The organism is Mesorhizobium sp. BR1-1-15 (genome assembly GCF_020165475.1).
In the GTDB taxonomy this organism is placed as follows: Bacteria; Pseudomonadota; Alphaproteobacteria; order Rhizobiales; family Rhizobiaceae; genus Mesorhizobium.
In genome coordinates this window covers 79292-92050 of sequence record NZ_JAIUIF010000011.1, presented here as the reverse complement: position 1 = coordinate 92050, position 12759 = coordinate 79292, and the positions used below count along the sequence as shown (strand labels likewise).

Here is a 12759-nt window from a genome sequence, read left to right as displayed (position 1 = left end):
GAGATCGGCAGCTTCCAGAGGGGGGCGCCTCGCACCAGCATCACGGTCAGCTAAGCGCTGACTACTTCAAGAACCCATTCTTCTTCAAAAAGTCTTCCGCCACACCCTTGACCGGCTCTCCGCCGACCTGGACGCGGCCGTTGAGTTCCTGCAGCGTGATGAGGTCGAGCTTGGCGAAGACCGGCTTCAACAACGTCTCGATCTCGGGATGCTCCTTCAGCACCGCCTCGCGGATGATCGGCGCCGGCTGGTAGACCGGCTGCACGCCCTTGTCGTCGTCGAGCACGACCAGCCCGGAGGGCGCGATGCCGCCGTCAGTGCCGTAGACCATGGCGGCGTTGGCGCCATTGGTCTGGTTGGCTGCCGCCGCGATGGTCGCGGCCGTGTCGCCGCCGGAGAGCGTGATCAACTGGTCAGGCTTCAACGTGAAGCCGTAGGTGGTCTGGAACGCCGGCAGGGCCGCGGCTGAATTGACGAACTCGGCCGAGGCCGCGAGCACCACCTTGCCGCCGCCGGCGACATATTTGCCGAAATCGGACAGGGTGGCGAGCTTGTTGGTTTCGGCCACCTCCTTGCGCAGTGCGATCGCCCAGGTGTTGTTGGCCGGCGACGGCGACAGCCAGACGATCTTGTTGGCGTCGTAATCGAGCTTCTTGGCCGTCTCATAGGCCTTGGCGGCGTCCTTCCAGACCGGGTCGTCGGCCTTCTCGAAGAAGAAGGCGGCATTGCCGGTGTATTCGGGATAGATGTCGATCTCGCCGGCGGTGATCGCCTTGCGCACTACCGGCGTGCCGCCGAGCTGGATGCGGTCAGTGGTCTTGATGTTGTTGGCGTTGAGGACGAGCTGGATGATATTGCCTAGCACGCCGCCCTCGGTGTCGATCTTTGAGGAAACAACCACCTGAGCATTCGCCGATGCCGCCGTGATGCCGAGCGCGAGCGCCGCGCCAGCCAGAAGCTTGATTGAAAACATTGTGAAAATCCCTTGCTGTGAACCGGAATTCGGTGCCGCATATGAGCACGGCTCCAACGTCTCGTCGGGGCACACGGTTTCATAACAAGTGGTACAGACGCAATATTTTTGTTCGGAAGGCCAATTGCGACGCGACGCTGGCGATCTGCTGCCATCTGGCGGATAATGCGGTGAGGGTGCGGGTGGCAAACACGGAGAGCGTGTCATGGCCATACACAAAGTCGGTTACCTCATCGGCAGTCTTGCCCGGGAATCCATCAACCGCAAGCTCGCGAAGGCGCTCGTTCAACTTGCCCCTCCCGAACTCGACATGACCGAAATCGCCTTCAAGGATCTGCCACTGTACAGCTACGACTATGACGCCGACTTCCCACCGGCAGCCCGGGATTTCAAAAAGGCGATCGCCTCCGTCCAGGCCGTATTGTTCGTCACCCCGGAGTACAACCGCTCGATCCCTGGTGGATTGAAGAACGCAATCGACTGGGCCAGTCGGCCCTACGGCAAGAATTCGTTCGCGCGCAAACCGTCGGCTGTCATCGGAACATCGCCGGGCGCCATCGCGACCGCCGTCGCCCAACAAAGCCTTCGAAGCGTTCTGAGTTTCTGCAATTCGCCCCAGATGAACGCGCCTGAAGCCTACATACAGTTCACGCCGGGGCTGATCACCGACGACGGCGAGGTGACGGTCGAATCCACTGAGGACTTCCTGCGCAACTACATGGCTGAGTTTCACATGTTCATAGCGCGAGTGCTTCAGGTTCTGCCGCCGGACGCATAGATTCAAATTGGGCGTCAAGCCAGACGCAAGCTCGCAATCCTCAGCGCGCCGAGCGCGACGAAGCATAGCACGGTGACGGGAAAGATCATCCAGTTCAGCATGGTCCAGCCCCAGGCATTGTAGACCATGCCCGACATCAGCGAGGCGCAGGCCACGGAGCCGAACAGGACGAAGTCGTGGAACCCCTGCACCTTGCCCTTTTCGGAAGGCCGGTAGCTTGCCGCGACCATGGCCGTGGCGCCGATGAAGCCGAAATTCCAGCCGAGGCCGAGCAGGATCAGCGCCGTCCAGAATTGCCATAGCGCCAAGCCGGACAGCGCGACGACCGCACAGCCGATCAGCAGCAGGAGGCCGACCGCGACAATGCGTTCAGCACCGAAGCGATGGATCAGCGATCCGGTGAAGAAGCTCGGCCCGAACATTGCCATGACATGCCACGAAATGCCGAGCGTCGCATCGTCCTCCGACAGGCCGCAGCCGACCATGGCGAGCGGCGCGCCGGTCATGACGAAGCTCATCAGGGCATAGCTGCCGACCGCGCAGAAGAGTGCCGCGACGAAACGCGGCTGCGTGACGATCTCGGCCAAGGGCCGGGCATCGCTGCCGGCAATTTCCGTTCCGCCGGCGGCGGCCCTCGCCGGCAGGCGCAGCAATGACAGGATCGCCGCGCCGACGGCGGCTAGCACCAGGATGGATGCGAACGAACCGGCAAACATCACCGGTGCGAACAACTCGCGGGTGAAGATGACGATCTGCGGTCCGAGAATGGCGGTGATGATGCCGCCCGCCAGCACGAAGGAGATGGCGCGCGCCTTGAACTGCGGCGGCGCATTGTCGGCGGCGGCAAAGCGGAACTGCTGGACGAAGGCGCCACCGACACCGATCACCGTCAGGCCGAAGGCAAACAGCCAAAAACTGCCATGGAAGAGTGCCAGCGTCGCGACCAGACCGCCAAGCGCGGTGACGATCGTACCGGTCATGAAGCCGCCGCGCTGGCCCATGGCGCGGATGATGGCCGCCGCCGGCAGCGCACCGAGTGCCACGCCGAGATTGAAGCCGGTGATCGGCGCCGTCGCCAGCGACTTGTCCGGGCCGAGCAGATATTGACCGGCAAGCGCGCCCATGGAGATGGCGATGGGCGCTGCCGAACCGATGATCGCCTGCGAGGCGGCGAGGATCAACGCGGTGCGCCGCGCCTCCCTGGCCGCCTCGATGGCGACCGCCGTCATGAAGCGTCCTTGCCGCGTCCCTCGCCACGCACCCGACGGGAGACGCGATCGAGCACGGCGTTGACCAGCTTCGGCTCGTCTTCCTCGTAGAAAGCCTTGGCGATATCGACGTATTCGGAAACGATCACCGCCACCGGCACGTCTTCGCGCTTCATCAGTTCGTAGACACCGGCGCGCAGGATTGCGCGCAGTGTCGAATCGAGGCGCGACAGCGGCCAGTCATCGGTCAGCGCCTGGCGGATAACCGGATCGATGGTTTTCTGGTCCTCGACGACACCGGTGAGGATGGCGCGGAACCATTGGGCATCGGCCTCGCGGTAAAGCGCGCCATCGACTTCCTTGCCAAGGCGAAACGCTTCGTATTCGGCAGTGATCTCGAAGACGCCGCTGCCGGCGACATCCATCTGATAGAGGGCCTGCACGGCGGCAAGCCGCGCCGCGCCGCGCTTGTTGGCGTGGCGCACCGTGGGCTGTCCGGGCGAAGCGGGGTCGCTCACGATCGCGCTCCCAGTCGTTCCTTGAGCGCGATCATGGTCAGCGCCGCGCGCGCGGCAAAGCCACCCTTGTCGCCCTCCGAACGCTTGGCTCGCGTCCAGGCCTGTGCGTCGTTTTCCGTGGTCAGGATGCCGTTGCCGATACAGACCGAGTCCTGCACGGACAGGTCCATCAGTGCGCGGCTGGATTCATTGGCGACGATATCGAAGTGATAGGTGTCCCCGCGGACGACGGTGCCAAGCGCGACGAAGCCGTCATAGTTCATGCCGCCTTCCGCCGCGCCGTCCAGCGCGAAGGTAATGACGGCGGGAATTTCGAGCGAACCTGGAACGGTGACGACGTCGTAGGTCGCACCCGCTTCGTCAAGCGCGCTCGTCGCGCCTTCGAGCAGCGCGTCGGCAAGATCGTCGTGGAAGCGTGCCTCGATAACGAGAAGGTGGGCCTTCTTCTTCGGGCGAATGAACGCTTTGCCGTGTTGGGATGTGCCAGCCATAAATGTCTCCGGGATCGCCGGTGACTTAGGCCGAAGCCGGATTGATCGCAAGCACAAGATTGCCTCATTGGGACGGGGTACCGAGATCGGACAGTCTGTAGCGAGGCTTTGAGCCCAGGCAACAATGGCGTGGGCCACTACTCGGCCAGCATCTACATCGGCCACCCCAGCCGCGCTTGCACTTTGGAATTCCTGTTTTCCATCACCGCTAGTTCCTCATGAACAGCTCGGCGATGCTCAAAGCCCCTCTTTCGCCGCTTCCGCCAGGCGGGCCGCATAGCGGGCCATGGTGTCTATCTCGAGATTGACGCGGTCGCCGACCTGGCGCTCACCCCAGGTGGTGACGGTCAGCGAATGGTGGATCAGAAGCACGTCGAAGCGGGTGCCTTCCACCTTGTTGACGGTGAGCGAGGTACCGTCGAGCGCGACGGAGCCTTTCGGCGCGATGAACTTCGCCAGCCCGCGCGGCGCTTCCAGCGTGAAGCGAACGGCGTCGCCTTCATCCTTGCGCTCGACGATCTCGGCCGTACCGTCGACATGGCCCGACACGATGTGGCCGCCAAGCTCGTCGCCGATCTTCAACGCCCGCTCCAGATTGATCCGCGTGCCCGATTTCCAGCCCATCGCCGTCGTCAGCCGGAGCGCCTCCTCCCAGGCCTCGACTTCGAACCAGCGCGCGTTCGAGCCGCTGTCGGGCAAGGCCGTCACGGTAAGGCAAACGCCGCCGCATGATATCGAGGCGCCGATGGCGATGGTTTCGGGATCATAGGCGGTGTCGATACGCAATCCCACGCCTTCCCGCAGCGGCTTGACGGCCGCGACGGTGCCTATGTCGGTAACAATGCCGGTAAACATCGGTGTTGATCCTAAAAGTCTCTTATCCACTCGGCGTAGCTGTCCTCGCCGAACCGCATCTCGCGCAGTTTGCGAAATCCCGCCGGGACATGGTTGGCATCGATGGGCGATGCAATGCCCCCCTTGCCAATCGCCTCCGGTCCTCGGAACAGCACGATGCGGTCAACCAGGCCTTCCGACAGGAAGGCGCTGGCCACCTTGGCTCCACCTTCGACCAGCACGCTGGCCATACCGAGCGCGGCAAGATCCTCGAGCAGTTCCGGCAGCGCCACGCCGCCTTCATGCGTCTCGGTGCCGATGAAACGCACGCCGGCGCGTTCGAGCGTTGCCCGCCGCAGAGGATCGGCTTCCAGGCAAGCCGCGACGTAGAGCGGCACCCGGTCGACACCGGACACCAGTTTCGAAGTCTCAGGCAGCCTGATCTGCCTGTCGAGCACAATGCGCGCCGGCGACCGGTTCTCCAATCCCGGCAGACGCACCGTCAGCGCCGGGTCGTCTTCCAGCGCCGTGCCAATGCCGACCAGGATGGCATCAGCCTCGGCGCGCATCAAATAGACTTCGCGGCGCGCAATGTCGCCTGTGATCGACACCTGCCCAACACCTTCCATGCCGATCTTGCCGTCGCTGGAAAGCGCTAGCTTGAGAGTCACTTCCGGCCGTTTCCTAAGCGATCGAATGAGATAGCCGGCCATCTGCTCGGCGGCCTCCGCCGCCAGGACATTCTCCACAACATCGACGCCCGCGGTGCGCAGGATCGCGTAGCCTTGGCCTGACACGCGCGGATCGGGGTCGCTGGCGGCGCCAACGACGCGCGCGATGCCGGCATTGACCAGAGCGTTGGCGCAAGGCGGCGTGCGTCCGTGATGCGCGCAAGGCTCCAGCGTGACGTAGGCGGTGGCGCCGCGCGCCAGTTCGCCCGCTTCGGCGAGCGCCTCGGTCTCGGCATGCGGGCGGCCGCCGACAGCGGTGACGCCGGTGCCGACAATCATCGGGCCCAAGCCATCGTCGCGCACGATGAGTGTACCAACGGAAGGATTGGTTGAGGTCCGGCCCGCATTCCTGCGCGACAGTCTGAGTGCGGCTGCCATGAAACGGCGGTCAAGGGCTGCCTGTCCGGCCTCGCTGTGTTCCGCCATGCTCAGCCAGCGTCCTCTTCGCTCTTGTCCTCGTCGCCTTTCAATTCCCCCAGCAGCTCATGGAAATCCTTGGCCTCGCGGAAATTGCGGTAGACCGAGGCGAAGCGGACGTAGGCGACGTCGTCGAGCGACTTCAGCGCTTCCATGACCAGCCGCCCAACCTCGCCCGAGGCCACTTCGGTCTCGCCGGAGCTTTCCAGCTGGCGCACGATGCCGGTCACGGCACGATCGATGCGCTCGGGATCGACATTGCGCTTGCGCACCGCGATCTCGACGGAGCGCAAGAGCTTGTCGCGGTCGAAAGGCACTTTTCGCCCCGACTTCTTGACCACGACGAGGTCGCGCAACTGCACGCGCTCGAAGGTGGTGAAACGGCCGCCGCAATCGGGGCAGACGCGACGCCTGCGGATCGCCGCGCCATCCTCGGCGGGGCGCGAATCCTTCACCTGCGTATCTTCGGACTGGCAATAGGGACAGCGCATTGAGAGCCTTGGGTTCACGAATCTGGTGAGGCGAAAAGGCTTAGAGCCTTTTGCCACGATGGCAAGGCACGCAGACCCTTTCGCGTCAGAGATAGCGAGCCGCGAGGCAGATTGCCAGCACCCGCCTTCGCGCGCTTGGCTAGGGTGCAACGTCCTTGGTCGGAAAGCCGCATGATGTGCCGAGGTTGCGGTAGGCCTTGGTGAAGCCGTCCATCGGAATGCTGGCGAAAGCCTCTTTGCCGAAAGCGACATCGAGCGAGGTGACTTTGCGCATGGCTCGCAAGAGCGCGAGACTGGTCTTGGGCTGGTTGTCGACCGTCCAGCTGGGACGGCCGTTCACGGCATCGTTCGAATAGACGGTGGCGGAAACCTTGACGCCAGGATCACCAAAAGTCGCGGCGATCTTCTTGCCAGTGGGCAGGTTCCGGTTGTCGACAATAAGCATGATGGCCGGGTAGGCGTCCGGCGGCATGGCGTCGCCGTTCGAGATCGACAGCGTCAGCGTGCCCGAATTGCCGCTGGCATCGAAAAAGGCAGTCGAAGCGGCGCAGGTCTTGCGCGCATCCTGCCCGGTGTCGAGCGTATCGACGATGGTTGTCCATCTGCCGAAGGTAGCGGTGGCGGGCACTTCAGGGGCGGTCTGCGCAAGGGCAGTCCCGGGCAATGTCAGGGAAACGGCCAGCAAGCCATGGGCGCCAAGGATGGCGGGACGGAAATTACGCATCGTCTGGTCTCCAGTTCGGCGCGTCGACCGATCGGGGGTCGGCGCGCCGCTGGCGGATAAGAGATGACGCGTGGCGCGAGGTCAACCGAGATAAGGGTAGAGCGGGAATCGATCGGTCAGCGCCACGACCTTGGCCTTGACCGCGGCCTCGACCGAGGCATTGCCCTCATCGGAATTGGCGGCCTTGAGGCCATCCAGCACCTCGGCGATCAGCTTGCCTATTTCGCGGAACTCGGCCTGGCCGAAGCCGCGCGTTGTGCCGGCGGGCGTGCCGAGCCGCACGCCGGAGGTGACGAAGGGCTTTTCCGGGTCGAAGGGGATGCCGTTCTTGTTGCAAGTGATGTTGGCGCGCCCAAGCGCTGCTTCGGCGCGCTTGCCGGTGGCATTCTTGGGGCGCAGGTCGACCAGCATCAGGTGGTTGTCGGTGCCGCCCGACACGATGTCGAGGCCAGTCTCCTGTAGGCTGGACGCCAGCGCCTTGGCGTTGGCGGCGACGCTCTCGGCATAGAGCTTGAAGCTCGGCTTCAGCGCCTCGCCGAAGGCAACCGCCTTGGCGGCGATGACATGCATCAGTGGTCCGCCCTGCAGGCCAGGGAACACCGCCGAGTTCATCTTCTTGGCGATCTCCTCGTCGTTGCACAGGATCATGCCGCCGCGCGGGCCGCGCAGCGACTTGTGCGTGGTGGTCGTCACCACATGGGCATGCGGCAGCGGCGAGGGATGCACGCCGCCGGCGACGAGGCCGGCGATGTGGGCCATATCAACCATGAGGTAGGCGCCGACCGCATCGGCGATCTCGCGAAAGCGCTTCCAGTCCCAGATGCGCGAATAGGCGGTGCCGCCGGCCAGGATCAGCTTCGGCTTCGTCTCATGCGCCGTCTTCTCGATGGCGTCCATGTCGAGCAGGTGGTCGTCCTTACGCACGCCGTAGGACACGACCTTGAACCATTTGCCGCTCATGTTGACTGGCGAGCCGTGCGTCAAATGCCCGCCGGAATTGAGGTCGAGGCCCATGAAGGTGTCCCCCGGCTGCAAGAGAGCCAGGAACACCGCCTGGTTCATCTGGCTGCCGGAATTGGGCTGCACATTGGCGAAGTTGCAGCCGAATAGTTTTTTCGCGCGCTCGATCGCCAGCTCCTCGGCGACATCCACGAACTGGCAGCCGCCATAGTAGCGCTTGCCCGGATAACCCTCGGCGTATTTGTTGGTCATGATCGAACCCTGCGCTTCGAGCACGGCGCGCGAGACGATGTTCTCAGACGCGATCAGTTCGATCTCGTGGCGCTGGCGTCCGAGTTCGTTGCGGATCGCGCCGAAAATTTCCGGATCGGCATCTTCCAGCGTGGTTTCGAAGAAGGATTCGAATTTGTTCGACGCTGCCGCTGCTGTTGCCATGGCCTGAATTCCTTAGGTCCGGAGGTCGGTTTTGTCTTGCGCATGCCGTTGTCCCAAACCCCTGCACATTTTTGTGTGACAGGATTGGGTTCGCCGCGCCATTAACACAGTTGTTTTCGCCTCGCCACGTTTGCGGCGCGAAATTTGCTGGCCGGATTGCGGCAAGCAGAGCGGCGAACCGTTATTTCCTGTCGCGCCGCTGCTTCAGAAGAGCCTCGGTCAAGGTGATCTCGGAAAACAGCGCCCGCATCGTATGGTCATTGATCTCGCGGCTGAGAAACATGGCGCGTAGCGCGGCGCGCTCGGCTGCTATGCCGGCCGCCCTGAGTTCAAGCTCCAGACGGCTCGCCTCGCGCGCCTCGGCACGCGCTTCGTCGGCCTCGTCGGAGGCGGCGATGCGGCGCCGGTAGCCGGCGACGATGCTGTCGGCAACGGCGAGCCGTGCCTCGACGGCCCCGCCCTCGCCTGCCTCATTGGCGATGCTCTCGATCCTGGCGATCGCCGCATTGGCTGCGCCGACCCGCGCCCGGCGCTCCTCGGCCGCTGCCGGGTCCTCGCCCGGTTCGACCAGCCCGCGAGCGATCTTCGGCAGCGCGAGGCTGGCGATGGCCAGCGAGCAGATGATGACCCCGGCGGCGAGGAAGATCACCACGTCGCGGGCCGGGAACGGCGAGCCGTCCTGCATGGTGAGCGGCAGCGACAGGATGCCGGCCAACGTGATCGCTCCGCGCACGCCGGCGACCGATCCGGCGAGCCGCACGCGCAGGCCGAACGGCTCGGCCTTTCGCTTGCCGAGCCGCGCCGACATGGCGCCAGCCATGTCGCCGATCCAGATCCACAGGAAACGCAGGCCGATCAGGCAGAGCGTCAGCAGCAGCACTGTCAGCACCGGCTCGATGATCCAATGCCGGCTGGACAACTCCGGCGGCACTTTACGGATAATATCGGGAAACTGCAGGCCAAGCAGGATGAAGAGCGCGCCGTTGAAGACGAAGGACAGCGTCGACCACAGCGACATCGTCTGCATGCGCGCCGAGACACCGAGAAAGCGGAACATGCCGGAAACTCCGGTCAACAGGCCGGCGGTGACCGCCGCCAGGATGCCCGAGGCGCCGATATGCTCGGCTCCGAGATAGGAGACGAAAGGCACCAGGATCATGACCAGAACCTGCGCCTCCGCCGGCACGCCGCCGATGCGGTTGAGCAGTTGCAGCGCCTTGGCGGCAACGAACAGCGCCGCCATGCCGGCGAGGATGCCGGCAGCCACGGCATAGAGAAAGCTCAGCGAGGCCGCGGCGAAGGAAAAGCTGCCGGTCAATGCCGCCGCCACGGCAAAGCGGAACATGACCAGGCCCGAGGCGTCGTTGAGCAGCGACTCGCCTTCCAATATATGCATCAGCCGCGCCGGGACGATGTTCCTGTCGACTATGGAAGACACCGCCACCGCGTCAGTCGGCGACAGCACCGCGGCGAGCGCGAAAGCGACGACGAGCGGGATGCTGGGCACGAGCCAATGCAAGGCGTAGCCAAATCCGACGATGGTGAAGAAGACCAGTCCAATGGCAAGGTCGAGGATGGGGCCACGCAAGGCGACAAGCTCGCGTTTGGGCACAGCAAAGGCATCGGCGAACAGAAGCGGCGGAATGAATACGAGCAGGAACAGTTCCGGATCGATCTCGACATGCAGCCCGCGCGCCGGCCAGGCCAGCGCAGCACCCATGGCGATCTGCAGCACCGGCAGCGGCACCCGCACCAGCCGCACCGATGCACCGGAAAGCGCCACCAGGACGAGCACGACGAGGATGAAGACGGCAACTTGCATGGTCCGATTCCGGCAGTTTTGCCGACCATGCGCAATCGCCCGCGCTTCGTCCAGCCGGAGCGCGCCTACGCAGAGTTGGAGGTCAGCGGCGGTGTGAACGGCTTGGCGACAGCGACAGAAAAAGGCCGCTCAAGAGCGGCCTTTTTCCTGAATAATCAATCGCTTAAAGCGACGAAGTGATCTGCAGCTCGTTGTTTCCGTCGAGGCCATATATGTCGTCGCGGAACTGGACGACGCCGGGGCCCGTCGACCAAGCCGAGAGATAGAGGAAATGCACCGGCACCGGGTTGGTGACCTGGACCGGCGTGTTTTCGCCGGTCTTGATCGCAGCCTCGAAATGCTGGCGGTCCCAGCCGGGCGTGTCGCGCAGGATCCAAGTGACGAGGTCGCGCACGTTTTGCACGCGTACGCAACCCGAGGAATCGAAGCGCATCATCTTGCCGAACAGGCTCTGCTGCGGCGTATCGTGCATGTAGACGCCGTCCGGGCTCGGGAAATTGATCTTCACCGACGCCATGGCGTTGTCCGAACCGGGATCCTGGCGGAAACGGTACTTGGCCGCGTCGTCGGTCGACCAGTCCACATTCATCGGATCGACTTCGCTGCCATCTGGCGCAAACAGGCGAATATGGCTGTTCTTGAGATAATCGGGGTCCTTGCGCATCAATGGGATGATGTCCTTGCGCACGATCGACACCGGCGCGTTCCAATATGGATTGACGATGATCTCGTTGATCTTGGAATTGACGATCGGTGTCTGGCGATCGATCTTGCCGACGATCGCGGTATGGCGAAGCACGACGCGATCGTTCTCGACCGCCTCGACCTGCGCTGCCGGAATATCGACCAGCACATAACGGCTGCCAAGCGTGCCCGCCTTCTCCTTCAATCGCTGGAGATTGGTTTGCAACTGGCCGAGCCGGATCTGCGCCGAAACGTTCATCGCCGCGTAGGTATATTTGCCCAGCGCCCCGTCGGCCGGCAGGCCGTGGCGCAATTGGAAGCGCTTGACCGCCGAGTCGACATAGGAATCGAAGGCCGTCGAGATGCCGGCGCTCTGCGACAGGTCGCCGGCGACCATCAGGCGCTTGCGCAGCGGCACGACATCGGGATCGTCGACGCCGAGCTGCAGTTTCTTGGTCGCGGGAACCTCGACCCAGCCGCCCTGCCCGACAATGTTCTGGTACTGCGCCACAGCCTGCTCGGTGAAGGCGACGGTCTGCGGGCTGAAGATCGGCAGCGTCGAGGCCACCTTGCCGCCTGCGCTGGCGCGGGCGTCGAACTGATCGTCCCAGTTGCCGCGCGCCGAGGACTTCAGGATGTCCCCGATCACGTCCTGCGCGCTGGCGCGGCCGGCAACAACGGCGGCTGCGAGCGCGGAGGCTCCGGAAAGGAAGAAACGGCGGCTGGTTCTCATGGACGTTCCAGACATTTGTAGCAGTTCGAACACTTGCTGCGTTGATCATCGGGCGATCTCGCCCGCACTCTAAAATTGGCAATCTTAACAATTAGCCAACCATGGTCCGCATCACCTCGGTGTGAAAACGCGCAAGGCTACGCGGCTGCGGGTGAACTCATGGTCTTCACCACAGCATCACTGCCATCTTCGGTTCCATTGGAATATGGCGGCAACGTGGCCTTGGGCCCCAATTTGCTTCGGCCAGCGCAACGAAAAGAAAAGACCGATGCTTTTCGGCACCGGCCCTGACTGGAGGTCGCTGTTGCGGCCGCGCTTCTGTGGCGCGGCTTCTGATTGGGGATGTGGCTTACATCCGGTAAGCGATGGTGTCGTTCCAGAAGCGGTCGAGGCGCTGGAGGGCGCGGTTCATCTGCTTGAATTCGTCGGTGTTGATGCCGCCGACCTGCTCGATCGAGCCGACATGGCGCTCATAGAGACCGGCGACCACGTCCGCCACCTCGTTACCCTTCGGCGTCAGCGAGACGCGGACCGAACGACGGTCGATGCGCGAGCGCTGGTGGTTGATGAAGCCGAGATCGACAAGCTTCTTGAGATTGTAGGAGACGTTCGAGCCGAGATAGTAGCCCCGCGAGCGCAACTCGCCGGCAGTCAGCTCCGAATTGCCGATGTTGAAGAGCAGCAGCGCCTGGATGGCGTTGATGTCGGAACGGCCATTGCGGTCGAACTCGTCCTTGATCACGTCGAGCAGACGGCGGTGCAGGCGCTCGACCAGTTGGAGCGATTCCATGTACAGGGAACGGATTGCCTCGCGGCGATCGTCGGAAACGTTGGCGGTCTTTGCCGCCGGACGCGAATTGATCATTGTCTTTGCCTCTCGTTTGTCGCCCTGGTGATTTTTTGTTTTTCACCTTGATCGCGACACTATCGAATACTCATAAAATTCGACTTAAACGCCAA

Annotated in this window: 14 protein-coding genes; 1 reads left to right on the top strand and 13 read right to left on the bottom strand. The window is 63.4% G+C overall.

Going from position 1 to position 12759, the window contains the following annotated elements; all coding sequences use genetic code 11:
• Positions 1-61: 61 nt before the first annotated feature.
• Together LB541_RS19295 and LB541_RS19290 are read right to left on the bottom strand one after the other, a co-directional pair.
• Positions 62-973, bottom strand: coding sequence for an ABC transporter substrate-binding protein (locus LB541_RS19295; RefSeq protein WP_140494029.1), 912 nt, complete (start codon positions 971-973; stop codon positions 62-64).
• A 79-nt stretch (positions 974-1052) separates the two neighbouring features.
• Entirely contained in the window at positions 1053-1262 is a 210-nt protein-coding gene (locus LB541_RS19290) for a hypothetical protein (RefSeq protein WP_181165181.1), read from the bottom strand.
• Here LB541_RS19290 and LB541_RS19285 point away from each other — a divergent pair.
• Complete coding sequence (locus LB541_RS19285) at positions 1179-1751, top strand: NADPH-dependent FMN reductase (protein WP_140494031.1); 573 nt, start codon at positions 1179-1181, stop codon at positions 1749-1751. The genes LB541_RS19290 and LB541_RS19285 overlap by 84 nt on opposite strands.
• A 14-nt stretch (positions 1752-1765) precedes the next feature.
• Here LB541_RS19285 and LB541_RS19280 read toward each other — a convergent pair whose 3' ends face one another.
• The 11 genes from LB541_RS19280 to ldtR all read right to left on the bottom strand — a co-directional run bounded on the left by LB541_RS19280 (position 1766) and on the right by ldtR (position 12664).
• Positions 1766-2980 (bottom strand): MFS transporter, encoded by a 1215-nt coding sequence (locus LB541_RS19280; RefSeq protein ID WP_140494033.1) that lies wholly within the window; start codon positions 2978-2980, stop codon positions 1766-1768.
• The gene (gene nusB / locus LB541_RS19275) at positions 2977-3477 is read right to left on the bottom strand and encodes a transcription antitermination factor NusB (RefSeq protein WP_140494035.1); all 501 of its coding nucleotides are present in this window, start codon (positions 3475-3477) and stop codon (positions 2977-2979) included. The genes LB541_RS19280 and nusB overlap by 4 nt, the downstream gene beginning before the upstream one ends.
• Positions 3474-3968 (bottom strand): 6,7-dimethyl-8-ribityllumazine synthase, encoded by a 495-nt coding sequence (gene ribH, locus LB541_RS19270; RefSeq protein ID WP_140494037.1) that lies wholly within the window; start codon positions 3966-3968, stop codon positions 3474-3476. The genes nusB and ribH overlap by 4 nt, the downstream gene beginning before the upstream one ends.
• Positions 3969-4205: 237 nt before the next feature.
• Positions 4206-4823 (bottom strand): riboflavin synthase, encoded by a 618-nt coding sequence (locus LB541_RS19265; RefSeq protein WP_140515697.1) that lies wholly within the window; start codon positions 4821-4823, stop codon positions 4206-4208.
• Between the two features lie 11 nt (positions 4824-4834).
• Complete coding sequence (gene ribD / locus LB541_RS19260) at positions 4835-5959, bottom strand: bifunctional diaminohydroxyphosphoribosylaminopyrimidine deaminase/5-amino-6-(5-phosphoribosylamino)uracil reductase RibD (protein WP_411969798.1); 1125 nt, start codon at positions 5957-5959, stop codon at positions 4835-4837.
• A gap of 2 nt (positions 5960-5961) precedes the next feature.
• The gene (gene nrdR / locus LB541_RS19255; RefSeq protein ID WP_010915593.1) at positions 5962-6441 is read right to left on the bottom strand and encodes a transcriptional regulator NrdR; all 480 of its coding nucleotides are present in this window, start codon (positions 6439-6441) and stop codon (positions 5962-5964) included.
• Between the two features lie 139 nt (positions 6442-6580).
• Positions 6581-7165, bottom strand: a complete 585-nt coding sequence (locus LB541_RS19250; RefSeq protein WP_140494043.1) for a hypothetical protein — start codon at positions 7163-7165, stop codon at positions 6581-6583.
• A gap of 81 nt (positions 7166-7246) precedes the next feature.
• On the bottom strand, positions 7247-8560 hold the full coding sequence (gene glyA / locus LB541_RS19245) for a serine hydroxymethyltransferase (protein ID WP_140494046.1): 1314 nt from the start codon (positions 8558-8560) through the stop codon (positions 7247-7249).
• 181 nt (positions 8561-8741) lie between these two features.
• Positions 8742-10382 carry a Na+/H+ antiporter gene (locus LB541_RS19240; protein ID WP_224619347.1) on the bottom strand — a complete coding sequence of 547 codons (1641 nt, stop codon included), beginning with the start codon at positions 10380-10382 and terminating at the stop codon, positions 8742-8744.
• Positions 10383-10545: 163 nt separating this feature from the next.
• Positions 10546-11799: a murein L,D-transpeptidase gene (locus tag LB541_RS19235; RefSeq protein ID WP_140494050.1), complete on the bottom strand. Its 1254-nt coding sequence runs from the start codon at positions 11797-11799 to the stop codon at positions 10546-10548.
• Between the two features lie 349 nt (positions 11800-12148).
• Entirely contained in the window at positions 12149-12664 is a 516-nt protein-coding gene (ldtR, locus tag LB541_RS19230) for a transcriptional regulator LdtR (protein WP_013896002.1), read from the bottom strand.
• Positions 12665-12759: the final 95 nt, after the last annotated feature.